Origin of the sequence: Archangium primigenium (assembly GCF_016904885.1) — a bacterium.
In the GTDB taxonomy this organism is placed as follows: domain Bacteria; phylum Myxococcota; class Myxococcia; order Myxococcales; family Myxococcaceae; genus Cystobacter; species Cystobacter primigenius.
Genome location: NZ_JADWYI010000001.1, coordinates 796,389 through 819,778 on the forward strand (window position 1 = coordinate 796,389; position 23,390 = coordinate 819,778).

Sequence of the window (23,390 nt, forward strand, 5' to 3'; positions counted from 1 at the left end):
ATCAAGGCTTGACTGGAAATACGGCTCCCGGATGTCTTGCCCGGCTCGGAGGGGGGAGGCGGGGTGTCCACCAGCGCACGCGGGGGGACGGAAGACGGCCCGGCGGGGCGGGGGGGACGCCTAACCTCGGCGGCCGTGATGACCGTCGTGCTTCCCCTGGTGCTCGTCTCGCTGAGCGTGCCGCTCGTGCTGGGCGTGGGTCGTTGGCGTCCGGCGTGGGCCGGGCTCGTGGGTGTCGGGGGGGCCGCGGTCTCGCTCGCCGCCTTCGCGCGGGGCGTGGCCGAGGGGCCCGCCCGGCTGGACGTGCCGTGGATTCCCACCTGGAACGCGCGCCTGACGCTCGCCCTGGACGGGCTGTCCGTCCTCTACGGGGGGCTGGTGCTCGGCGTGGGGCTGCTCGTGCTGCTCTACGCGCGCGTTTACATGCCGCACTACCTGGAGGAGCAGAAGCGGCCGCGCGACGAGGAGCCGCGCCTGCACGCGTGGATCCTCGTCTTCATGGCGGCCATGCTGGTGCTCGTCATGGCGCGCGACGCGCTCCTGCTGGTGGTGGCGCTGGACGTGACGACGGTGGCCTCGTACTTCCTCATCGGCTACGACCGCGAGCGCGTGGCGTCGCGCAGCGCGGCGCTCCTGGCGCTGGTGGTGACGGGGAGCACCTCGGTGGTGCTGCTGGTGGGCGTGGTGCTCCTGGGCGTGACGTACGGCACGTTCGACCTGGAGCGGTTGGTGGACCTGGCCACGCGCGTGGGGCCGGGGCCGCGGCTGGGCTGGGCGCTCGGGTGCGTGGCGGTGGGGGCGCTGGGCAAGAGCGCCCAGGTGCCGTTCCACTTCTGGCTGCCGCGCGCCATGGCGGCCCCCACGCCGGTGTCCGCCTACCTGCACTCGGCGGCGATGGTGGCCGCGGGCGTGTTCGTGCTCCAGCGCTTCTTTCCCCTGCTCGCGCTCGAGCCCCGGGTGCTCCAGGCGCTCGCGGGGGTGGGGCTCGTGTCCATGGTGATGGGCAGCGTCTTCTCGCTGGGCTCGCGGCGCCTCAAGCGCGTGCTGGCCTATTCCACCATCGCCCAGTACGGCTACGTGCTGGTGATGGTGGGGCTGAGCGGGGACGGCGCGCCCTTCTACGTGCTGGCCCACGGCCTGTGCAAGGCGGCGCTCTTCCTCACCGTGGGCGCCGTCACCGAGGCCACCGGCAAGGACTCGCTCACGGACCTCGGGGGCCTGGGCCGCTCGCAGCCGTGGCTCGCGGCCACGAGCGGCGTGGCGGCCGCGGGGCTCGCGGGCCTGCCGCTCACGGTGGGCTTCTTCAAGGACGAGCTCTTCTTCCACGCGCTCGCGGCCCACGGGCCCTTCTGGGCGGGGGCGGGCCTCTTGGGCGCGGCGCTGACGCTCGGGTACACGGGCCGGCTGTGGGTGCGTCTGTTCCTCGGCGAGCCGCGCGGCGTGGGCCCCCGGGCCTCGGCGGGCCTGGTGCTGCCCATCGGCGTGCTGGCGGGGCTCACGCTCGTGGGCGGCGTGTGGCTCGCGCCCCTGTCGCGCCTGGCCACGGCGGCGGGCGGGCAGATGCGGGGCCACGCGGTGGAGGTGTCGCTCGGCTACCACCTGGACACGCGCGTGGAGAACCTGCTCGCCCTGGGGGCGTGGACGCTCGGGGGCCTGCTGGTGCTCACCCGGCGCCGGTGGGAGGAGGGGCTCGTGCCCGTGCTGCACACCGCGGGCAATTGGGGCGCGGAGCGGCTGTACGGCGCGGTGCTGTCGCGGGCGGACGCCGTGTCGGACGCGCTGCGCAACCTGGAGGTGCGCGACCTGCGCGACCGGGTGGCGGCGGTGCTGATCCCCGCGGGCCTCCTGGGGCTCCTGGCGCTCGGGCTTGCCCCCACCTCCGGGCCGCTCTTCATCCCGGGCGAGGTGGGCTGGGATGACCTGCCCCTGCTCATGGGCCTGGCCATCGCGGCCGGGGCGGCGGTGGCGGCGCTCGGCGCGCGCAACCACCTGCACCTGGTGATGTTGCTGTCGTGCGTGGGCTTCAGCCTCGCGGCGGTGTTCTCCTTCGCGGCGGCGCCGGACGTGGCCTTCACCGCGGTGCTGGTGGAGACGACCTTCACGCTGCTGTTCGTGGCGCTGCTCTCGCGCCTGCCCCGCGAGAGCCGGGTGCGCGCGCAGACGGAGGCCCAGCGCCCGCGCGGGCGCGACTGGCTCTACGCGGCCGTGGCCGGCGGCAGCGCCATGGCGATGACGTGGAACGCCCTGTCCCACCTGAGCGAGGAGCGGGTGATGACGCGGCACATCGCCCTGTCCCAGTCGGCGCATGCCAGGTCCGTGGTGTCCGCCATCCTCGCGGACTTCCGCGGCCTGGACACCGTGGTCGAGACGTCGGTGGTGGTCGTGGTGCTGCTCGGTGTCATGCACCTGCTGTCCGGGGAGCGCGCGGAATGAACAACGCCTTCATCCAATCCGTGTCGCGCATGCTGCTGCCCCCGGCGTTCGTGGTGGCGGTGGCCGTGTGGCTCAAGGGCTACGCGGAGGCGGGTGACAGCTTCGGCGCGGGCGTGCTCGCGGCGCTCGCCATCCTGCTGCAATACGTGGCGAGCGGCCGGGACGCGGCGCGCCAGCTGCCCGGCGTGCGCTACGCGCCCCAGGTGGCCGGGGTGGGGCTCTTGCTGCTGCTGGGGGTGACGTTCGTGCCGCTCGTGTTCGGCCACGCGCCCTTGAGCCACGTGCCCGGCCCGGGAGAGAAGGTCCTGCACCTGGGCGTGGTGGAGGTGTACACCGCCGTCCTCTTCGACGTGGGCATCTCCCTCGTGGTGATGGGGTTCGTCGTCACCGCCATCGATGGGTTGCTCTCTCAACGCTCCAAGACGGCCCCCCCCGGAGGGGGGATGGCGTCCCCCGGGAAGGAGCGCTAAAGCGCGCCCTCGAAGGGGGGGAGCGGCGCGCGCCGCCTGGCCGGACACGTGCGTCCGGCCCCCTCCTTCTGGGAGGTTCAACATGTCGAAGCGTCTTGGGACCCTGGCCATCGCCGCCGCCGTGCTCGCGAGCCAGGCGGGCTGCTACCACACGAAGATCGTCACCGACCGCGCGCCCGAGGGCCGGGAGTACTCGGACCGTCAGTGGTTCACCATCGGCGGGCTCGTGCCCCTGTCCTCGCCCGCGGGCCGCGAGTGCCGCAATGGCCTGTCGCGCGCGGAGAGCCGGCTGAGCGGCACGGACTGGCTCATCAACGTGGGCCTGGGCCTGGCGGGCGGCCTGGTGGGCGCGGCGGCGTGCAGCAGCGGCTCGGACGCCGAGCGCCTCTCGTGCATGACGAGCGGCGCCTCGCTGGCGACGTTCCTGCTCGGCTCGCGCACGGTGGAGTACGCCTGCGCCGCCGGGCCGCGCGAGGACTACGGCCCGCCGCGGGGCTACGTCGCGCCGCCGCCTCCTCCTCCCCCGGGCTACGCGCCGCAGCAGGGCTACGCGCCGCCGCCCTCCGAGGCCGTGCCGCCCCCGCCGCCCACGCCCTGAGTCCGCGTCAGCCGGCTTCCGGGGGCCGGGAGGCGGTGAGCACGTCCGCGCGGCCGCGCCACAGGCCGCGCGTGCGCCACAGCCACCCGAGCCCGTAGAGCAGGGACACGCCGGCCATGGCCCACGAGGCACCATGCAGGCCCAGGGCCTCGGCCGCGGCGCTGGCGGCGAGCGCCGAGGCCCCCGCGCACAGCGTGGCCAGGCACGAGTCGAGCCCCATCACCCGCCCGCGCAGCCGGTCCGGCGTGCACAACTGCAGGCCGTAGGTGGACAGCACCCACTGCGCGCCGCCGCCCAGGTGCGCGAGCAGCACGCACAGCGTGGCCACGGGCAAGGACGGCGCCCAGGGCAGCAGCAGGTAGGCGAGCCCGTACGTCACCATGGAGCCCCCGCACACGAGCAGGAGCCGCCGCTCGTCGCCGCCCACCCAGCGCTGGCCGAGCAGGGGCCCCAGCATGGCGCCCAGCCCCCGCGCGGCGAGCAGTACGCCCACGCCCTCGTCCCCGGTGGCGAAGGCGCGCGCGGCGTAGGCGGGCAAGAGCCCCACGATGCCGTTACCCAGCCCCACCCCCACCTTGGTGGTGAGCAGCGCGCGGGTGGGCGGGCTGTCCCGGGTGGTGCGCCACACCTCGCCCAACTGCCGCCAGGGGCTCTCGGAGGGCGCGGCGTCGGGGTCCGCGCGCTGGAAGGGGCGGCGGATGCCCCACAGGAGCCCCGCGGAGACGAGGAAGGTGCTGGCGTTGAGCAGCAGGCTCACCTCGCGGCCGAACGCGAGCGTGGCCAGCCCCCCGAGCGCCGCGCCCACGAAGAGCATGCTGCCCCAGACGCTGCCGAGCGCCGCCTGGGCCAGGGGCAGGTCCTCGGGGTCGACGACGTTGGGGACGGAGGCCTCGGAGACGGGGTCGAAGAAGGCCGAGAGCGCGGCGAGCAGCGCCACGCACCCGAGCGCGAGCGCCGGCAGCCTCCACGCGAGCGCGGCGAGCATGCCGAGCGCGGGCACGACGCGCAGCAGGTCCACGGCGATCATCAGGCGGCGGCGGTCCACGCGGTCGGCGAGCACACCGGCCACGGGGGACAAGAGGCTCATGGGCAGCACGCTGGCGGCGAACACGGCCGCCGAGGCGCCCAGGGAGCCCGTGGCCTCGGTGACGAAGCCGCTGATGGCCACGAAGGCGAACCAGTCGCCCATCATGGACACGAGCGTGGCGAGGAAGAGGCGGCGGTAGTCCGCGTTGCGGCCGAGCAGCGCGAGCACCCCGCGCACGGTGAGCGTGGCGGCCATGGACAGGGCGCGCACCTTACCCGGGGCGCGCCCGGGCCTGCTACGCTGCCGGGCCGAACATGTCCTCTCCGTCCCTGTCCCGCACCGCTCCCGCCGCCGCCGAGCGCGCGTTGATGTCCCGGCTGGCCGATCACCTGGAGCGCGTCATCCGGGGCAAGCGCGAGGCGGTGGAGCTGGTCATCTGCGCGGTGGCGGCCGGCGGCCACGTGCTCCTGGAGGACGTGCCGGGCACGGGCAAGACGACGCTCGCCAAGGTGCTGGCCTCGGGCATCGGCGGGGCCTTCAAGCGGGTGCAGTTCACCCCGGACCTGCTGCCCACGGACATCATCGGCTCGTCCATCTTCCTGCCCCAGGAGGGACAGTTCCGCTTCCGCCCCGGGCCCCTGTTCGCCAACGTGCTCATCGCGGATGAGATCAACCGGGCCTCGCCGCGCACGCAGTCCGCGCTCCTGGAGGCGCTCAGCGAGGGCCAGGTGACGGTGGACGGCGAGACGCACTTGCTCGCGCCCCCGTTCCTGTGCCTGGCCACGCAGAACCCGGTGGAGTTCCACGGCACCTACCCGCTGCCCGAGGCCTCGCTGGACCGCTTCGCCGTGCAGCTGTCGCTCGGCTACCTGCCCGAGGACGAGGAGCGCACGCTCTTGATGACGCGCTCGGGGCCGCCGCCGCTCGAGGCCCTGCGGCCGGTGTGCTCGCTGGAGGAGGTGGCGCGCCTGCAGGAGCGGGTGCAGGCGGTGCGGCTGGAGGAGTCGGTGGCGGACTACCTCTTGCGGCTGGTGCAGGCCACGCGCGGGCACCCGAGCCTGCGGCTGGGCGTGTCCACGCGCGGGGCGCTGCTGTACGGGCGCATGGGGCGGGCGCGGGCGCTGATGCAGGGGCGCGACTACGTGCTGCCCGAGGACTTGAAGGCGCTCGCGGTGCCGGTGCTGGCCCACCGCCTGGTGCTCGACACCCGGGCGCGCTACGCGGGCTCGGACAAGCGGGTGCTGATGCAGGAGCTGCTCGGCGCGGTGCCGGTGCCCCGCTAGGGATTGAGCAGTCCTCGGAGCCGGGCGGCCGCGCGGACCAGTCCATTGCGATGCAAGGCGTCCAGCACCTCGGTCGGGCTCTTCGGGGGATGCTGCAGGGCCGCCGCCTGGGCCTGGACCACCCGGAGCACGACGTCCGCGCGCAGGCCGATGAGATCGAGCACGAAGTTGTCCGGGGTCTGGGCCTCCAGGCCCAGGGGGACGAGCAGCCCTCGGGGGAAGTCCTTGAGGTTGCTCGTGACGATGACCTGGGCCCCACAGCGCACGGCGGCGGCCACCACGTGCCGGTCCGCTGGGTCCGGCAGGCCATGGAGGCCCTCGATGAGGGGCTCGTAGCCCGTCACCTCGACGTCCAACACGGCCCGCTCCAGGGCGCTCCGACTGCGCCCGAGCCGCTCTTCCGTCAGATCGGACCGCTGCCGTCGGATGGCATGGAAACACTCGTCCAGGAGGGTCCGGGTCCACTTCACCTGGCACAGCCCCGTCCGTCCCAACCGGACGAGCAAGTCCCTCTGGGGCGCGGGGTAGAGGACACACGCGTCGTACAGCACGATGAATGGCAAGGCGGGGCCCTCCTGGGGAGGAGGCCGAGCAAGCCGTGTGCCGGTACATATGCCCGTTGCGATTGCTGCGATTATTGCGAATATTGCGGAGGGAACGCCTCCAGGGGGACGGGTCACATGGCGAAAGCGCTGAACCTGAACGATGTGCGGCCGCCGAGCGAGGCCGAGTGTCGGGACGCCGCGGCGGCGGTCCGGGCGCTCGCGCCGCTCCTCAAGCGAGCCCGGCGCAAGGTGGCCTCGGTGGCGCTCCGCGCGGAGGGGCCGGGCGAGCCCGTGTCCATTCCAGTCCCCCGGAGCGCGGTCGTCCTGCTCGTGGAGATCCTGGAGCAGATGGCCCGGGGCAACGCGGTGACGCTCGTCCCCGTCCACGCCGAGCTGACGACCCAGGAGGCCGCCCAGCTGCTCAACGTCTCGCGGCCCTTCCTCATCGGTCTGCTGGAGCAGGGGCGGATCGCCTTCCACAAGACGGGCACCCACCGCCGCATCCGCTTCGCGGACCTGCTCGCCTTCAAGCAGGCGGAGGAGCGGCGTCAGGACGTGGCCCTGAATGAACTGGCGGCGGAAGCCCAGGCGCTCGATCTCGGCTATTAATGCCGTCATGGCGCAGCGCCGCTGGTCGTTCTTCATGCCCGCCGAGGAGCACGGCTTCATCCGGGCGCTCTCGGATCGCTACCACGGGTGGTTCACCCCCGTGGGGCGCGTGGTGCTCTGGGCCGCGCTCGCCACGGGCTTCCTGCTCCTGGGCGGGCTCGTCACCCAGCTCGTGCTCTTCTTCTCCTTCGCCTTCTGCGCGCTCGGGCTCGGGCTGCTCGTGGGGCTGCCCTTCCGGCCCCGGGTGACGCTCACCCGGCTGTTGCCCCCGCCCGTGTCCGCCGGAGACACGCTGAGCTACCGCGTGCGCGTGCACAACCCCGGCCGCTGGCCCGTGCGCCACCTGCTCGTCGAGGAGCGCGCCCTGCCCGCCGAGCTGCGCCGGGTGGAGGAGCCCCCCCTCATCGACGTGCTCGCGCCGGGCGCCTCCACCGAGGTGACGCTGCGCCTGCAGTGCACCACCCGGGGCGTCTACGTGCTCGGCGCCCTGCAGGTGGCGAGCGTGTTTCCCTCGGGCCTGGTCAAGGGCACGCGGCGCTCGGGCGCGAAGGATCGGGTGCTCGTCTACCCGCGCTTCACGCCCCTGGAGTCGCTCGACGTGCCCCACGGGCGCAACCACCAGCCCGGCGGCATCGCGGTGGCCAGCCGCGTGGGCGACTCCACCGAGTTCTCCGGCACGCGCGACTGGCACGAGGGAGACCGGCCCCGGGACATCCACTGGCCCTCGTTCGCGCGCACCGGCCGCCTGGTGGTCAAGGAGTACCAGGAGGAGTTCTTCGTGCGGCTGGCCCTGGTGCTGGACGTGCAGTCGCGCTCGCGGCGCGAGGACGTGGTGCTGGAGCGGGCGCTGTCGCTGGCGGCCGGGCTGGCGGACGTGCTCGCGCGCCAGGAGTACCTCCTGGACGTCTTCGCCGCGGGCCCGCGGGTGTTCCAGTTCCAGGCCGGAAGGGCGCTCGCGCACGTGGAGCACGTCTTGGAAATCCTCGCGGCGCTCGAGTCCGGGGAACGGCTGGACGTGGACGCGCTGGAGGCGGTGCTCCTGCCCGAGGCGAGCCGGCTGTCGGCGGTGCTCTTCGTGGTGACGCGCTGGGAGCCCGAGCGCGCGGCGATGGTGGCGCGACTGGAGGCGCGGGGCGTGGCGGTGCGGGTGTTCGTGGTGCACGAGGAGGGGCCGCCCGAGGAGCTGGCCCCCGAGGCCCGGAGGGCGGCATGAGGGACGTGCGTCCGCGCGCGGTGCTGGGCCGGCTGTTCGACGTGTCGCCCGTGCTGGCGGCACTCGCGCTGCACGCGGTGGCGCATGGCCGCTGGGTCGTGTGCGCGCCGGTGATGGTGGCGCTCGCGGTCGTGGTGGCCCGGGACGCGCGGGTGCGCTACTCGCCCGCGCGGTTGATTGGCGCGGGGGTGGTGGGCACCGCCGTGGGCACGGCCATGTTGTGGGTGAGCGTGCCGCCCACGGGGATCTTCCCGGCCTCCTTCTTCGGCCCCCTGTGTGGCGCGCTGGGCGGCCTGAGTGTCTTCTGTGCCCTGGGCCGCGAGCGCGGCTACGCGTGGACGTACGCGTGCCTGCTCGTGTCGCTGAGCCTGCGGGTGCGCGGCATGGGCGAGGGCCTGTGGGTGCTCGGGCTCGTGGCGGTGAGCGTGCTGGCGGTGGGGGCGCGCGAGAGTGGCCTCCTGCGCTCGGGCGGGTGGGGGCTCGCGGGCTTCGGGGTCTTCCTGCTGCTGCTCTTCGGGGGCTCGGGGCTGCTGGTCGTCACCCTGTGGCGGGCCGAGGGCAAGCTCGTGGAGCTGCTCTACCAGTTCACGCGGGGGGCGGCGCCGGGCGTGGGCGTGGACTTCCAGTCCCAGGTGGACCTGCGCACGGTGGAGCGCAAGCCGCCGGGCTCCGAGCGGCCCCTGCTGGTGCTCTCGGGGGGCGCGCCCGAGCGGCTGCGCACGCGGGTGTTCGACACCTTCGACGGCGCGCACTGGACGACATCCGAGGCGCTGGCGGACACGACGCTCCAGCCGCCCTCCCCGCCCGTTGCCAAGGCGCGCTGGCTGACGATGACGGTGCTCTCACCGGTGGGCCAGTGGCTGCCGACGCCCGGGGGCACGCTCGCGGTGGAGGGCTCGCTGGCGCGGATGTATGGCGGCTGGGTGTGGATGGGCAAGGACCTGGCGGGGGCGCCCCTGGCGCTGCGGGGCGACGCGGCGGAGCGGCTGCCCGAGGAGGCCCCGCCGGGGCCCGCGCTCACCGCGCTGCCCGAGTCCCTGCGCGCGGAGCTGCGGCCCCTGGCGCTCGGGCTCACGGCGGAGGCGGCGAGCCCGCGGGCGAAGGCCGAGCGGTTGGAGGCGTACTTCCGCGACGGCTACGAGTACTCGTTGAACGTGGACCTGGCGGGCGAGGGCAGCGCGCTGGCGGTGCTGGTGCGCGAGAAGCGCGCGGCGTACTGCACGTACTTCGCGAGCGCCATGGCGGCGCTGTTGCGCTCGGTGGACGTGCCCGCGCGGATGGTGGGGGGCTTCGCGCCGGGGGAGGGCAATGCGCTCCTGGGCGCCGCGCTGGTGCGCGAGCGGGACGCGCACGCCTGGGTGGAGGTGTACCTCGCGGACGAGGGCCGCTACGTGGCGTTCGATCCCACGCCCTGGCGCAGCCGGGACGAGGCGTTGGGGCTGGTGAAGGAGCCGTCGGGGCGGGTGGGGCAGGTGTTCGAGGCCCTGGGCATCGTCCTGCGGGAGTTGGGAGCGGGGCTGTACCACCAGCCGCTCGCGCGGCTGCGGGCGTGGGCGGGCTCACCGGGGTTCTGGGGGCTCGTCATCGTGGGGGCGCTGTGGCGCTGGGGCCGGCGGTGGCGGGCGCGGGGGCCGGTGGCACGGCGCAAGGGCCTGGGGACGCGGGACACACGGCTCGTGGCGGTGTACGCGCGCTATTTGAAGACGCTGGAGCGGCGGGCGCGCCTGGTGCCGCACCCGACGGAGACGGACGAGGAGCTGCTCGGGCGGCTCAGGGTGGCGCGGGGCGAGGCGGTGGCGGCGCTCGCCGCGGCCTTCCTGGAGGACTACCGCGAGGCGCGCTACCGGGGTGGGGCCGTGGATCCGACGCGCATGGCGGCCGGGGTGGAGCGCCTGGACGCGGCGCTGCGCGAGGCCGTGCCCGGGGGCTAGCTGACCTTCTCTCCGTTCCACTCGAGCAGGATGCCTTTGTTTCGCGCGAGAACTCTCGACCGCGGAGGGCGGTTCTTGACGGTGAGCAGTCCCTGTTCGGACCACTCGTCGAGCCATTCGCGGAGGTCGGATTCCCAGACCATGGGTGCCATCAGTGCGAATGCCCACGCATCGTCATAGCTGACACGACTTCTCTCCGAGAGCCATTTTTTGAGCTGCCTTTGGCACTTGTCGAGGTAGCGTTCTCTCAGCAAGTCATAATGTCTTGAACTGCGCAGTGGAGTTTCTTGGAAGAAACTGGATTGCTGTCCAGATTGCTTTTCCTGCTTTCTCTTTTGGACCGTGGCACGTGCTTCTTCCATGTTTTGCATGGCCTTCTTTTCGACTTCCTTGAAGACCTCTACGCCCTTTGCATTGCGCGTCGCGTAGATGAGGTGAAAATGAGTTTTGTCGAACTCGGGATGTAGAACGATGGCGCAGCAAACATGTCTGAATTTCCCTGCTCTCTTCAGGCATTGCATATAGAAGGACACGGCGGCGTCCTCCCTGTCTTGTTCTGCCCTGCCCGCGAGCTTTTCTCGGAACCCATCAGAGCCAAAAAGCTGTTTGAAAGACTCGTGGCTCTGCTCAAGAGGTGACGTGATGAACCTCTTGATGTGGCTAGTCATGAAGTTGATGAGCACTTCACCGGGTTCTGACTGGAGCAAGGGTTGGATGGTCGTCATTGAGAAGCCAGTCCATCCCTTGGGGTCGATGAATATGAAGGGAAATGTTTTGGGACGATCCTTTTCTATGAAGGAGAGGATGTCGCCAATAGACGCTTCGAGCGGGGCGTTCTTTGTTTCGATGTGGGCGTGCTGGATTGTGTCTGTATACGCTTTGAGCAGGGTGTGTGATTGTCGATTCTTTTCGATAAAGAAACAGCGAATGCCAAGTTCATGGCCATTGCGTTCGAGGACCCTCCGCGCTTTGCGCAATTCTTCAAGCGCAATGGCGAATGAACTGTCCTCGAAGTTTTCGGACTTCAAGTTCCAGGGACCGGAGAAGCCGTCCACATAGGTGATGCTTTTCCACTTCGTGCCTACAATGAGTGCAAATCGCTCAAGGTACTTCCTCAAGATGAAATGTTTGACGAGCGTCTGCTCGCGTCCTTCGTAGTGGGCGTCCCCCGGTGCGCCTTCGTTCATATTTCAAGTCTACACGATGGCGGCCTGTTCAATCGCGAGCCGCTCGATGACGCGCATCCGCTGACTCCGCTCGGGCATGGGGACGGACGCACTCGTGGGAAGTTCGTCGTGGGTCCGTCCTTCCAACTCGCGTCCGGTCTGACTCTTGCGGACGCCTCCCCACTGTTTGAAGAAGAAGGGGACGCCAGCCTGTTGGCACTGGTCTCTCAGCGACGTGACCCATTCGGGTTTCATGGGCCGAGCACCCGCGCCGCTCTCCCCTCCGACGATGACCCAATGGATGCCCTCCAGGTGGACCGTGCCGAGCGACTCCAGGAGAGGCTCGACGGACAGGAACCGGGTTCGGGCGGGGGCGTCGCGCAAGTGATCGATCCGCGGAAGGCCGTACTTCCGGTCCTCGACGCTGACCCCCCACCAGATGTGCGCGCAGTCCGAGACGAAGCGCAGTTGGGTTTGGAGCAGATCCCTCATTCGCTCGGAGCGTTTGGTCAGCACCTGGAACGTGTGCCAGCGGGCCTGCTGCATCACCTTGGCGATCGAGACGATGTACGCGTCGGGAATGTCCTTGTGGAACAGGTCGCTCATGGAATTGACGAAGACGCGTTTGGGCGAGCTCCAACGCAGGGGCTCGGCCAGCTTCTCGGGAATCAGCTTGAGGTCGAAGCCCTGTTCGTAAGGATGCCCTGGCACACCGCGAAACCGTTCCGCGAACGTCTCCGCGTAACAGTGCTTACAGCCGGGACTGAGCTTGGTGCAGCCCCGAACCGGGTTCCATGTCGCGTCGGTCCATTCGATCTTCGACGAAGAGGACATCCGTCATCCTGGGCTGAATAGGTGTTCAGGGCATTCTAACAACACGGGCGTCGGGCGCTCTCTGCAAGAAGCGGGGCGGGATGCCTGGTGTCCAAGAGGGCGCTTACGGCCATCTGCTCGCCCTCTCTCGGCGAAAGGCTTGCCTGAATCGCGGCGGTCTCAAAGGGAGACGGGCGCGAAGCAGGCGTCCACGTCGGCGTCGCTCACCTCGGCGAGCGTGGACGGGCTCCACCGGGGCTTCTGATCCTTGTCCACCAGCACCGCGCGGATGCCCTCGCGGAAGTCCGGCCGCGCCGTGCAGTGCTGGCTCAGGCGGAACTCCACGTCCTTCATCGCGTCATAGGGCAGCGCCCGCCCGAGCCTCAGCTGGCGCAGCGTCACCTTGAGGCTCGTGGGGCACATCCGCCCGAGCGTGGCCCGCGTGGCCTCGGCCCACGGCGTGCCCTCCGCCTCCAGCGCCGCGAGAATCTCCTCCATCCGCCCGCCCGCGAAACACCGGTCGATCTCCGCCGCCCGCACCCGCAGGGCCGACTCGCCGGCCGCCGTGGCGAACCCTTCAATCACCCGCGTGGCCACGTCATGCGCCGACCCCTGGCTCCAGTCCGCCGCGCCGAGCGCCTCCCCCAGCGCCTCCAGCCGCTCGTGCGGCACGTGCGCCGTGGCGTACCCGAGCCAGACGGCGTCCGCAGCACTCGCCCGCTCGCCGGTGAGGCCCAGGTACGTGCCCGCCTCGCCGGGAAAGCGCGGCAGGAACCAGCCGCCGCCCACGTCCGGGAACAAGCCGATGCCCGTCTCCGGCATGGCGAGCACCAGCCGCTCGGTGACGACGCGGTGTGAGCCGTGCCGGGACAGTCCCAGCCCTCCGCCCATGCAGATGCCGTCCACCAGGGCCACGTAGGGCTTGGGAAAGTGGTGGATGCGCTGGTTGAGCGCGTACTCCTCGCGGAAGAAGGCCCGCGCGAAGGGCTCGCCGCCCGGCTCCCGGGTATCCTGGGCCACGGCGGTGGCCACCGCGCGCACGTCGCCGCCCGCGCAGAAGGCCCGCCCACCCGCGCCCCGCACCACCACGGCGCGCACCTCGGGCCGCGCCGCCCAGTCCTCCAGCGCCGGGGCCAGGGCGCGGATCATCCCCAGGTCCAGCGCGTTGAGCGCCTTGGGGCGGTTGAGCGTCACCAGCCCCAAGGGGCCCCGCGTCTCCAGCAGCACGTCCGTCATGCCGCCGGAGATACCACGCGCGTGCCTAGCCGATGACCGTCATCCACCCGTGCGAGTCGGCCAGGGTGCCGTACTGGATGCCCGTCACGGCGTTGTACAGGCGCCGGGACAGCTCGCCCACGCGGCCCTCGCCGATGAGCAGCTCGCCGTCGCGGAAGCCCAGGCCTCCCACCGGGGAGATGACCGCCGCGGTGCCCGTGCCGAACACCTCGTGCAGCTCGCCCTTCTGGTGCGCCTCGCGCAGCTCGTCGATGGACAGCTTGCGCTCGCTCACCCGCACGCGCCAGTCACGCAGCAGCGTCAGCACGCTCTCGCGGGTGATGCCCGGCAGGAAGGTGCCGTCCAGCGGCGGGGTGATGACCTCGTCGCCAATGCGCACGAAGAGGTTCATGGTGCCCACCTCCTCGATGTAGCGGTGCTCGAGCGCGTCCAGCCACAGCACCTGCGCGTAGCCCCGCTTCTTGGCCGCCACGGACGCCTGGAGGCTCGCCGCGTAGTTGGCCGCCGCCTTGGCGCCGCCCAGGCCACCGGGCGCCGCGCGCGTGAGCTCCTGCTCCACCCAGATGCGCACCGGCTCGGCGCCATTGGAGAAGTAGCCGCCCACCGGGCTCAGGATGGCGAAGAAGATGTATTTGTCCGCCGGGCGCACGCCCAGGAAGGCCTCGGAGGCGATCACCACCGGGCGCACGTACAGGGACGTGCCCGGCGCGTGGGGCACCCAGTCCGCCTCGTGGCGCACCAGGGCCTCGATGGCCTCGCGCGCGAGCTCCGGCGGCACCGCCGCCATGCACAGGCGCTCGGCGCTGGCCGCCAGGCGCGCGCAGTGGTCCTGGAGCCGGAAGGCGCGCAGCTTGCCGTCCGAGCCCCGGAAGACCTTGGAGCCGTCGAACACCGACTGGGCGTAGTGCAGCACCGCGGCGCCCGGGTCCAACCCCAGCGGCGCGTGCGGCAGGATGCGCGCGTGGTGCCAGCCCTGCTCGGACGTGTAGTCCATGCGGAACATGTGGTCGGCGAAGTATTTGCCAAACCCGAGCACGTCCGAGGCGGCGGGCTTGGGCTTCAGCGCGGGGGCGCGGTGGACCTCGATGGGCAGCGGCATGTTCGGCTCCTCGGGACGGGACGCCCCAGGGGGGTCGGGGTTTCAACCGACATGTTGCGTGACAATGACGGCGGAAACCGGGACAATGAGTTACGTGGGGTCCCAACATTCGTCAAGTGTACCGATTGTCACCATGACACGTTGGAGTCCAGAGCTGGCCGGCAGGCGGGGTCCGCTGTACCGCGTCATCGCGGACGCGCTCGGGGAGGACCGGGCGGCGGGGCGGCTGGTGCCGGGCGCGCGCCTGCCCACGCACCGGGAGCTGGCCGAGCGGCTGGGGGTCACGGTGGGCACGGTGACCCGGGCCTACGCCGAGGCGGAGAAGCGGGGCCTCGTGCGGGGAGAAGTCGGGCGGGGCACCTACGTGCGCGGAGACGAGGACACCTCGGCGCACATGCCCCGACCCATGGCCCTGGAGGACGAGGCGGGGGACGAGGCGGCGCCGGTGGAGCTGGGCATCAACGCGCCCGCGACGCCGCCGGGCGATCCGGCGAGCCACGCCCTGCGCCGCGCGCTGGAGGCGCTGGGCCGCTCGCCGCGGCTGCCGGGGCTGCTCGGCTACCAGCCCGCGGCGGGCGCGCGGGCGCACCGCGAGGCGGGGGCGGCGTGGGCGGCGCGCTTCGGGCTGGAGGCCCGGCCCGAGCAGGTGGTGGTGTGCGCGGGGGGCCAGCACGCCATGGAGGTCGCCCTGGCGGCGCTCACCCGGCCCGGGGACACGCTCGTCACCGAGGCGCTCACCTACCCGGGCATCAAGGTGCTCGCGCGCCGCTTCCAGTTGCGGCTGCAGGGGCTGGCCATGGACGCGGGGGGCCTCATGCCCGAGGCGCTGGAGTCCGCGTGCCGGGCGGGCCCGGTGCGCCTCCTCTATACCCAGCCCACGGGCCACAACCCCACGGGGGGGGTGCAGGGCGAGGAGCGGCGGCGGGCGCTCGCCGAGGTGGCGCGGCGGCACGGGGTGCTGGTGCTGGAGGACGACGCGTATGGCCTGCTGCCCCTCGCGCGGCCCGCGCCCCTGGCCACCTTCCTGCCCGAGGCGACGTACTTCATCGCCGGGGTGTCCAAGCTGCTCACGCCGGGGCTGCGCATCGGCTACCTGGTGGCGCCGGCGCGGGCGCGGGGCGAGCGGCTGGCCGAGGAGGTGGGGCTCGCCTCGCTGATGACCACGCCGCTCATGGCGGAGGTGCTCACGCGCTGGGTGGAGGACGGCACGGCGGACGCGCTGGTGGAGGGCCAGCGCGGCGAGACGGCCGAGCGGCGGGCCCTGGCGCGCGAGGTGCTGGGCGAGGGCGTGCGCTGGGACGGCGCGGCGCTCTACCACCTGTGGCTGCCCCTGCCGGAGGGCCGGCGTGGCGAGGAGTTCGCCGCCCAGGCGCTGCGCCACGGGGTGTCGGTGACGCCGGCGGAGTTGTTCGCCGCGGGCGGGGGCGTGGGGCCGGCGGCGGTGCGGGTGTGCATTGGCACGCCGCGCACGCGGGCCCAACTGGAGCGGGGACTCATCCGCCTGCGCGCGGTGCTGGACGGCAGCGCCGTGCCCCGGCTCGCCATCGTGTGAGTTCAGGCCCTTGAGTCCGGGCCCTCGGGTCCGGGCCCCTTGGGTGCACCAGCCGACATCCGCGCGGACACGCCGGGCCCTGGCTTGACGGCTCCCGGAGGGGGTGCTGTGTAGAAATCCGTGGTGACCCCCTTGGATACCGCCCCCCCGTCCGAGCGTCTCGCCGAGCTCGAGGCCGACAACCGCCGCCTGCGCGAGGCCCTGCGGGACGCCCACACCGCCCTGCGCGCGAGCGAGGAGCGCTGCATGCTCCTGCTGGGAGGCCACGACGAGGAGGCTCCCGTCGGAGCGGCTTCCGACGCCGTGTCCACGGCCGTCCCCGTGTTGGAGGCGGATCTGTCGCCGCGGGCGGCCTGGTCCGCGGACGTGGAGGGCCGCATCACCCACGTGCCCGCCGCGTGGGCGCGGGTCATGGGGGTGACGCGCGAGTCACTGCTCGGGGACCACTGGCTGCGTCAGGTGCACCCGGAGGATCGGGCGGCCACGTCGTCGGCCTGGGCGCGCGCCGTCACCTCCGGGAGCACCTACGACGCGGAGTTCCGCATCCGCTCGGCCGACGGCCGCTACCGCTGGATGCACGCGCGCGCCCGGCCGCTGCGCGACGCGGAGGGCCACACCGTCGGCTGGCACGGGGTCACGCAGGACGTGCACGACCGGCGCAGCGCCGTGGACGCCCTGCGCGAGCTCAACGAGACGCTGGAGACGCGCGTGGCCGATCGCACGCACGAGCTCGCGGCGGCCAACGCGCGGCTGCAGGCGGAGATGGGCGAGCGCGAGCGCGCCGAGGCCGCGCTGCGCCAGGCGCAGAAGATGGAGGCGGTGGGGCAGCTGACGGGTGGCATCGCCCACGACTTCAACAACCTCTTGTCCGGCATCATGGGCTCGCTGGCGCTCTTGGAGAAGCGCCTGGAGCTGGGCCAGGTGGATCAGGCGGGGCGCTACATCAAGGCGGCCACCTCCTCGGTCAACCGCGCCGCGGCGCTCACCCACCGGCTGCTGGCCTTCTCGCGGCGCCAGCCCCTGGAGCCCCGGGCCGTGGACGCGCACAAGCTCATCGTGAGCCTGGAGGAGCTCATCCGCCGCACGCTCGGGCCCTCCATCCAACTGGAGGTGCCCGCGGCGCCGGCGCTGTGGTCCACCCTGTGCGATCCGAACCAGCTGGAGAACGCGCTGCTCAACCTGGTCATCAACGCGCGCGACGCCATGCCCTCGGGCGGGCGGCTGCGGCTGGAGACGGTGAACGCGCACCTGGGCTGGGACGAGGTGGACGGCCAGGGGGACGACGTGCTCGAGGGCGACTACGTGTGCATCCGCGTGTCCGACACGGGCACCGGCATGACCCCGGACGTCATCGCCCGCGCGTTCGAGCCCTTCTTCACCACGAAGCCCCTGGGCCAGGGCACGGGCCTGGGCCTGTCGATGATCTACGGCTTCGTGAAGCAGTCGGACGGGCACGTGCGCATCGACAGCCGCGTGGGCGAGGGCACGAGCGTGAAGCTCTTCCTGCCGCGCTTTGACGGGGCCACGGCCGAGGCGGGGGGCCTGCTCGGCGCGGCCCAGACGCCCCGGGCCGAGGGCGAGACGGTGCTGGTGGTGGAGGACGAGGCGCTCCTGCGCGAGCTGGTGGTGGAGATCCTCGGGGAGCTGGGCTACCGCACCATCGAGGCCGAGGACGGCCCGGCGGGTCTCAAGGTGGTGCAGCAGAAGAAGCAGCGCATCGACCTGCTCGTCACGGACATCGGCCTGCCGGGGCTCAACGGGCGCCAGCTCGCGGACGCCGCGCGCGAGTCGCGCCCGGGCCTCAAGGTGCTCTTCATGACGGGCTACGCGGAGAACGCGGTGTTCGGCCACGAGCTGGACGCGGGCATGCAGATGATCACCAAGCCCTTCAACCCGGACGCGCTCGCCGCGCGGGTGCGCGAGATGTTCAAGGTGTGAGCGCCCCGGGCACGAACGTCGCATAGCGGACGGGCGGGCGCCTTCGCGCGGACGCACCGGGCCCGGCGGCGCGAGGGCCCCTGTATGACGGGAGCATGCGTGTGTGCTCCTGCCCTCTGACCGCCCCCGAGACGACCGCATGAACGTGGCCGTGGCCCTCACGTTGGGTCTGCTCTTCGGCGCGGGGGTGATGCTCACGCTCCGGAGAGATCTGGTGCGCATGGCGGCGGGGAGCATGATGCTCACCAACGTGGCCATCCTGTTCACGCTCGCCACGGGCTTCGGGCACCGGGGCGAGCCCCTCCTCTCGGAGGCGGATGCCCAGCCGATGACGGATCCGCTCGCCCAGGCGCTGGGGCTCACGGCCATCGTCATCGGCTTCGCCACGTCGGCGCTGCTCCTGGCGCTCGTGTACCGGATGCACGAGCAGCACGGCTCCATCGACCTGCAGGACCTGGTGCGCGCGGAGCTGGACGAGGAGCGCGCGATGAGCCAGGAGCCCGAGCCGCCGGAGGACGCGTGATGACGTGGCTGTTGCCGCTGGTGAGCGCGTGGGTGCTGGCGGCGGTGCTCGCCTTCCTGGACGGGCGCAAGAAGGCCGTGGCGTGGTTCGCGGTGGCGGGCATGGTGGGGGTGCTGGCCGCGAGCCTGGCCCTGGTGCCGGCGGTGCTCTCCGGGGAGTCCCCGCAGGTGGTGGGGGGCGGCTGGCCGGTGGGGGTGGGCATCCGCTTGAGGGCGGACCTGCTGTCGGTGCTCTTCTGCGGGGTGACCAACGCGGTGCTGCTCGGGGCGCTCGTGTGCGAGCTCATCGAGGGCATCGACACGCGCAGCTTCCCGGCGCTGGTGCTCTTCCTGTCCGCGGGGCTCACCGGGGCCTTCCTCACGGCGGACGCGTTCAACTTCTACGTCTTCTTCGAGCTGTCCATGGGCGCGGCCTTCGCGCTGGTGAGCTATGGCCGGGGCGTGTCGCCGTTTCGCGCGGGCTTCACCTTCGTGGTGGTGAACCTGGTGGGCTCGGTGCTCTTCCTCACCGCGGTGGTGATGCTCTACCAGTCCACGGGCACGCTGGACATGGGCGGGCTGTCCGAGTGGGTGGTCAACCCGCACACGCGCCGGCTGGACGTGGCGGGGGCGCTGCTGCTCAGCGCCTTCGGGGTGAAGCTGGGCCTGTTCCCGTTCCACTTCTGGGCGCCCATGGTGTACCGGGGGGTGAGCACGCCCATCGCGGCCATCCTCGCCGGGGCGCTCACCAACCTGGGCAGCTACGGGCTGATGCGCTTCGGGCCGGGGCTCTTGAGCATCGAGCTGGAGCACGCCAACGTCGTGCTGGCGGTGCTGGGCGTGGCGAGCCTCGTGTACGGAGCCTTCCTGGCGCTGGCGCGGCAGGTGCCTGCCGAGGTGCTGGCGTACTCGTCCATCGCCCAGGCGGGCTACCTCTTCGCGGCGCTGGGGCTGGGCACCACGCGGGGCGTGGCGGCGGCGGTGCTCCTGGCGGTGTCGGGCTCGCTCGACAAGGCGGTGCTCTTCCTGGCCATGGGGCTCAAGGGCCTCCGGGCGCGGACGGCCTTCGCGGCGGCGGCGTTCAGCACCGCGGGGCTGCCGCTGTCACTGGGCTTTTTGGCCAAGACGGAGCTCTTGAGCGCGTCCATGCACGGGCAGCGCTGGGGGCTCATGGCCTTCGTGGTGCTCTCCAGCCTGCTCTTCCTGGTGGCGCTCTTTCGCACCTTCCAGCGGCTGTACTGGGTGACGCCGCACGAGAGTGGTCCGGCGGACGCGGCGGCGGGCGGGGTGGTGCTGGCGATGGCGCTGGTGGGCGTGGCGGTGGGCGTGTGGCCCGAGCCCCTGCTGTCCTTGGGCATGCGGGTGGCGAGCGCGCTGGCGCAGGGGGTGAATCCATGAAGGGCCTCGTGGGCCGGTGGGTGGGGCCGTGGCTCCTGCTCACCGGGACGTTCCTGCTCATGGTGGGCAGCCTGTCGCCGTGGGACGTGCTGTGGGGCGGCGTCGTGGCGGCGGCCCTGCTCGTGTGGAGCGGACCGTGGCTGAGCGAGGGCCGGCCGCCCGGCGCGCTGAGCCCCGCGCGGCTGTGGCACTTCGGGGTGCTGGTGGCGTGGGTGCTGATGGACATCGTGCGCGGCACGTGGCGCATGCTGGGCGTCATCCTGGGGCCCCGCCCCGGGGCGAACCAGGGCGTGGTGGAGGTGCCGCTGGGCGAGCGCACCGCGGGCGGCGCGCGGGTGTCGGCGCTGGTGGCGTCGATGTCGCCGGGCTCGGTGCTGCTGGACATCGACTGGGAGCGGCGGGTGATGCGCTTCCACATGGTGGATGCGACGCGGGCGGAGGACTTCCGCCGGGAACTGGAGTGGTTCTACCGGGAGCGCCAGCGGTCGGTGTTCCCCTGACGGGGTGAGCGGAGGCCAGGACGTGCACGACGGGGTCTTCTACGTGGCGCTGGTGTGGCTGCTGGTGCTGCTGGCGGTGTTGGTGGTGCTGGCGGTGAAGGCGCGCTCGACGCTGGACGTGGTGCTGGCCATGGACACGCTGGGCCTGGTGTTCGTGGCGGTGCTGGGGCTGTTCAGCGCGTGGCGGGGGATTACCGGCTACCTGGACGCGGCGCTGGTGCTGGCGCTGGTGTCCTACGTGCAGACGGTGGCGGCCACGCGGCTGCACATGGGCCAGAAGCCGAGGGTGCGATGAGCCACGAGCTCCTCAAGTGGGTGGCGGACGTGCTGGTGCTGCTGGGGCTCGCGGCGGTGACGGTGTCGGTGGTGGGCATCATCCGCATGCGGGGCATGCTGATGCGGGTACAGGCCGCGGGGCAGGCGGTGCTGGTGGGCATCATCGTCGTGCTGATGAGCGCGGTGGGCTCGGGCCAGTGGGAGCTGGTGGGCCGGGCGGTGCTGGTGGCGGTGTTCCTCCTCTTGTCCGCGCCCATGTCCGCGCATGCCATCGCCCAGGCGGCCGCCCACGAGCGCGAGGCCAAGGCGGAGGGCCAGGACGAAGGGCCGCGCTGAAGCCCACGCTCAGCCGATGATGTGCAGCAGGATGGGACGTACGCTCGCGGTATCGGGGTGGTCCGGACTCAGGGTTCGGGTCAAGATGTCCAAGGCGCGTTGAGCCGTCTCCCGCGCTTCTGGCTTGCCCAACTGGGCTTGCGTTTGTGCGAGTGCGCTCAGGAGTCTTCCCGCCTCGGGGTGCTCCATGCCCAAGCGCTTCTGCGCGATGGTCAGTGCGCGGACCAGGAACGGCTCGCCCTCCTGTGGGCGTTGGGCGAGCATCAAGGTAATCCCGAGATTGGTCAATGTGGCGCAAAGGTCGGGATGGTCAATCCCGAGGGTTTGCTCCTGCAGCGAAAGCACTTCTCGGAAGGCTTGTTCGGCTTCAGCGTACCTCGCTTGACTGGAAAAGCTGGCGGCGAACTGGCTGAGAGTGATGGCGTAGCCCGGGTAGTGGATGCCAGGCGACTCCTTCAGCAAGACGAGCGCCTTTGAGAGCACTTCCTGTGCTCGGGCGTACTGGCCTTGCTCGACGAGATTCGCACCCAACTCTTGAAGAGTCATTGCGTAGTCGGAATGGTTCTCACCCACCGATTTGGCGAAGAGTGAGAGCGCTTGATGAAGCGATTTCTCTGCTTCGTGAGGCTGGCCTTGCTGTCGCTGGGTGATGGCGAGTACTTGGAGCGACGCCGCGTAATCCCTGCTCTCTTTCCCGACTGTTTGTTCAAGGATGGAGAGGGCCGCGCGGGCCTTTTGCTCAGCCTCCTCATAACGGCCCTGTCGCAGGAGGAGCAGGACAAGTTCTTGCAGGACAGCGCCATGCTCCCTGCGTGGAATGACATTGGATTCAGGCTCGATGAGCGTGAGCGATTGCCGCATCGAACTGTCGGCGTCGGAGTATTTTCCTTGCGAACGCTGGGTCGCGGCCAAGTTGTAAAGCGAGGCCGCGTAATACGCGGGAAGGTGTCCGTCGTGCTCCTCGGCGATGGAGATCGATTCACGCAGCACGCTCTCCGCCTCGGCGTATCGGCCTTGTTTCCTGAGCGCGAGTCCCAGTACTTGCAAGGCTCCGCCATATGAAATGGAGTTAGGTCCGAAAAGTTCGCGGATACGCTCCAGGAAGTGCGTGAGCAGTTCCGTGGCTTGCGCATATCGATCCGTATGCAGATAGAGGAGGGCGAGTGCTCGTTGGGTGGAGAGGTGCGCAAGGGGATTCGACGAGGTCAAGCCCTCCGTGATGCCAAGCGCTTGGCGCAGTCCGTCTTCCGCTTCGGAATAGCGGCCTCGCTCCCTTTGAATATGGCTGAGTTCGGTCAACGCCCATGCCCGGCCCGCGTTTTCCAGTTCGGCTTTCGAGAGTTGGTGGCGAAGGATCGTCTCCGCCTCATCGAACGACCCTTGGTTCAAAGACACACGCACGAGTCCTTGCCAGCATTCGGGGTCCGCTCGCATGGCGCGGTGCGCCCATATTTGGGCGACATCAAGCACATTGGTCTGCAAGGCCATGGACGACAACTGCTCCCACTCCGTACCTGTGCGGGGCCCCTGGCGAAGCTTCTCCTCGGAGGCGGTTCCAAGGGCAAGACTGCCTTCGCGCTCCTGCCCTTGCATTTCAAACAGGCCGTTTTCCAGCATGAGTCGGCCCAGTGCGTCTCGATCCGCTCCCCGCTCGAGCAGCGCTGTCTCCACGCGTTCCGTCGCGAGGCCGTGTTGAAGGAGGGTGCCCACCCAGGTGAGCGCCTCGGGCTCGAGGTCGCACAGCGCCGCCCAGCGACCCGGGCAGGGGGCGCCCAACCGCGCCAGATGACGCCGCGCTTCGGCGAGTGCCTCCAACTGTCCATGGAGGAGCACCCAACCCGGTGAGGTAACACGGGGCTCCACGAGGATGATGTTCGTGCGGCGACGTGCCTCGGCGAGTGCCCATTGCAAGCGCAGGAGCCGCGACTTCCCATCGACGCCTGTCCAGGCGAGCCACTCGCCCCGGTGGGCCTTGGCCTCCGCGACGAGTTCCTCGTAGGGCAGGGCAGCGCTCACCCTGCGCAGCTTCCGTCGAGGACGGGCCGCGGCGAAGGCTGAGTCCAAATCACCGCCCTTCCAGATGATGCCGGGCACGCGGGCCGCCAGCGCGGCGCGGATCCCCTCCACGGCGAACGGCGCGGGACCCGCGGGGCAGTCCACCCGGAGCGACATCCAGTCGATGAAGTCCACGGCGCCTCGCGCGAGCGCCACGGACACGTCCCGAGAGCAGAACAACACGACGCGCAGCCGCAGCGAGGCGAAGAGCGGGCGGTTGAGGTTGAGCCAGTCCGCGTCCTCTTCTCTCGGTACCAGCACCAGGGTGGAGCCTGGCGCGGCCTCCGCCATCCGCTGCACCTCGGTATGGACCTCCAGCTCCGGGGCGATAGGGATCAGGGCGCGGACCAGCTCCCCGAGCCGCTCGGGTCGCGCATGGTCCACCAGGAGCAGCACGCCCGAGCGCGACAG

21 protein-coding genes are annotated in these 23,390 nt (G+C 71.3%); 14 read left to right on the top strand and 7 right to left on the bottom strand.

All coding sequences use genetic code 11. The features are described 5' to 3' along the window. Positions 1-138 precede the first annotated feature (138 nt). The 3 genes from mbhE to I3V78_RS03415 all read left to right on the top strand — a co-directional run bounded on the left by mbhE (position 139) and on the right by I3V78_RS03415 (position 3,501). Positions 139-2,433 (top strand): hydrogen gas-evolving membrane-bound hydrogenase subunit E, encoded by a 2,295-nt coding sequence (mbhE, locus tag I3V78_RS03405; RefSeq protein WP_204484880.1) that lies wholly within the window; start codon positions 139-141, stop codon positions 2,431-2,433. Next, positions 2,430-2,903, top strand: coding sequence for an MnhB domain-containing protein (locus tag I3V78_RS03410; RefSeq protein WP_204484881.1), 474 nt, complete (start codon positions 2,430-2,432; stop codon positions 2,901-2,903). Before mbhE ends, I3V78_RS03410 begins: the two co-directional genes overlap by 4 nt. 82 nt (positions 2,904-2,985) lie before the next feature. Further along, positions 2,986-3,501 carry a hypothetical protein gene (locus I3V78_RS03415; protein WP_204484882.1) on the top strand — a complete coding sequence of 172 codons (516 nt, stop codon included), beginning with the start codon at positions 2,986-2,988 and terminating at the stop codon, positions 3,499-3,501. Between the two features lie 7 nt (positions 3,502-3,508). Here the strand turns inward: I3V78_RS03415 and I3V78_RS03420 are convergent, their stop codons facing one another. After that, complete coding sequence (locus I3V78_RS03420; protein ID WP_204484883.1) at positions 3,509-4,783, bottom strand: MFS transporter; 1,275 nt, start codon at positions 4,781-4,783, stop codon at positions 3,509-3,511. Between the two features lie 59 nt (positions 4,784-4,842). Here I3V78_RS03420 and I3V78_RS03425 point away from each other — a divergent pair, with 59 nt between their 5' ends. Then, positions 4,843-5,811 (top strand): AAA family ATPase, encoded by a 969-nt coding sequence (locus tag I3V78_RS03425; RefSeq protein ID WP_204484884.1) that lies wholly within the window; start codon positions 4,843-4,845, stop codon positions 5,809-5,811. On the opposite strand, the gene I3V78_RS03430 is transcribed toward I3V78_RS03425, so the two are convergent. Then, positions 5,808-6,374, bottom strand: a complete 567-nt coding sequence (locus I3V78_RS03430; protein WP_204484885.1) for a PIN domain-containing protein — start codon at positions 6,372-6,374, stop codon at positions 5,808-5,810. The genes I3V78_RS03425 and I3V78_RS03430 overlap by 4 nt on opposite strands. A 117-nt stretch (positions 6,375-6,491) precedes the next feature. On the opposite strand from I3V78_RS03430, the gene I3V78_RS03435 reads away from it, so the two are divergent. Genes I3V78_RS03435 through I3V78_RS03445 form a run of 3 tightly spaced genes read left to right on the top strand, consistent with a single transcriptional unit; the run spans position 6,492 to position 10,109 of the window. Continuing rightward, complete coding sequence (locus tag I3V78_RS03435; RefSeq protein ID WP_204484886.1) at positions 6,492-6,965, top strand: helix-turn-helix domain-containing protein; 474 nt, start codon at positions 6,492-6,494, stop codon at positions 6,963-6,965. A gap of 7 nt (positions 6,966-6,972) precedes the next feature. After that, entirely contained in the window at positions 6,973-8,178 is a 1,206-nt protein-coding gene (locus I3V78_RS03440) for a DUF58 domain-containing protein (RefSeq protein ID WP_204484887.1), read from the top strand. Continuing rightward, positions 8,175-10,109, top strand: a complete 1,935-nt coding sequence (locus I3V78_RS03445; RefSeq protein ID WP_204484888.1) for a transglutaminase-like domain-containing protein — start codon at positions 8,175-8,177, stop codon at positions 10,107-10,109. Before I3V78_RS03440 ends, I3V78_RS03445 begins: the two co-directional genes overlap by 4 nt. On the opposite strand, the gene tcmP is transcribed toward I3V78_RS03445, so the two are convergent. The 4 genes from tcmP to I3V78_RS03465 all read right to left on the bottom strand — a co-directional run bounded on the left by tcmP (position 10,106) and on the right by I3V78_RS03465 (position 14,423). After that, positions 10,106-11,296, bottom strand: a complete 1,191-nt coding sequence (gene tcmP / locus I3V78_RS03450) for a three-Cys-motif partner protein TcmP (RefSeq protein WP_204484889.1) — start codon at positions 11,294-11,296, stop codon at positions 10,106-10,108. The genes I3V78_RS03445 and tcmP overlap by 4 nt on opposite strands. 9 nt (positions 11,297-11,305) lie before the next feature. Next, complete coding sequence (locus I3V78_RS03455) at positions 11,306-12,109, bottom strand: DUF5131 family protein (protein WP_204484890.1); 804 nt, start codon at positions 12,107-12,109, stop codon at positions 11,306-11,308. Positions 12,110-12,268: 159 nt separating this feature from the next. Then, complete coding sequence (locus I3V78_RS03460; RefSeq protein ID WP_204484891.1) at positions 12,269-13,324, bottom strand: enoyl-CoA hydratase/isomerase family protein; 1,056 nt, start codon at positions 13,322-13,324, stop codon at positions 12,269-12,271. 25 nt (positions 13,325-13,349) lie between these two features. After that, on the bottom strand, positions 13,350-14,423 hold the full coding sequence (locus I3V78_RS03465; protein WP_204484892.1) for a branched-chain amino acid aminotransferase: 1,074 nt from the start codon (positions 14,421-14,423) through the stop codon (positions 13,350-13,352). Between the two features lie 133 nt (positions 14,424-14,556). Here I3V78_RS03465 and I3V78_RS03470 point away from each other — a divergent pair, with 133 nt between their 5' ends. The 7 genes from I3V78_RS03470 (at position 14,557) to I3V78_RS03500 (ending at position 20,924) form a co-directional block, all read left to right on the top strand. Beyond that, complete coding sequence (locus I3V78_RS03470; RefSeq protein ID WP_204484893.1) at positions 14,557-15,975, top strand: aminotransferase-like domain-containing protein; 1,419 nt, start codon at positions 14,557-14,559, stop codon at positions 15,973-15,975. A gap of 123 nt (positions 15,976-16,098) precedes the next feature. Beyond that, a complete protein-coding gene (locus I3V78_RS03475; RefSeq protein WP_338023458.1) occupies positions 16,099-17,913 on the top strand; it encodes a PAS domain-containing protein in 1,815 nt (604 codons plus the stop codon). Positions 17,914-18,052: 139 nt separating this feature from the next. Further along, positions 18,053-18,436: a sodium:proton antiporter gene (locus I3V78_RS03480; RefSeq protein WP_204484894.1), complete on the top strand. Its 384-nt coding sequence runs from the start codon at positions 18,053-18,055 to the stop codon at positions 18,434-18,436. Further along, complete coding sequence (locus I3V78_RS03485; protein ID WP_204484895.1) at positions 18,436-19,812, top strand: complex I subunit 5 family protein; 1,377 nt, start codon at positions 18,436-18,438, stop codon at positions 19,810-19,812. Before I3V78_RS03480 ends, I3V78_RS03485 begins: the two co-directional genes overlap by 1 nt. Beyond that, positions 19,809-20,312, top strand: coding sequence for a Na+/H+ antiporter subunit E (locus tag I3V78_RS03490; RefSeq protein ID WP_204484896.1), 504 nt, complete (start codon positions 19,809-19,811; stop codon positions 20,310-20,312). The genes I3V78_RS03485 and I3V78_RS03490 overlap by 4 nt, the downstream gene beginning before the upstream one ends. Before the next feature lie 22 nt (positions 20,313-20,334). After that, positions 20,335-20,607, top strand: coding sequence for a monovalent cation/H+ antiporter complex subunit F (locus I3V78_RS38955; RefSeq protein WP_204484897.1), 273 nt, complete (start codon positions 20,335-20,337; stop codon positions 20,605-20,607). Beyond that, positions 20,604-20,924 carry a cation:proton antiporter gene (locus I3V78_RS03500; protein ID WP_204484898.1) on the top strand — a complete coding sequence of 107 codons (321 nt, stop codon included), beginning with the start codon at positions 20,604-20,606 and terminating at the stop codon, positions 20,922-20,924. Before I3V78_RS38955 ends, I3V78_RS03500 begins: the two co-directional genes overlap by 4 nt. 9 nt (positions 20,925-20,933) lie before the next feature. Here I3V78_RS03500 and I3V78_RS03505 read toward each other — a convergent pair whose 3' ends face one another. Then, a complete protein-coding gene (locus tag I3V78_RS03505; protein ID WP_204484899.1) occupies positions 20,934-23,375 on the bottom strand; it encodes a tetratricopeptide repeat protein in 2,442 nt (813 codons plus the stop codon). Positions 23,376-23,390 lie beyond the last annotated feature (15 nt).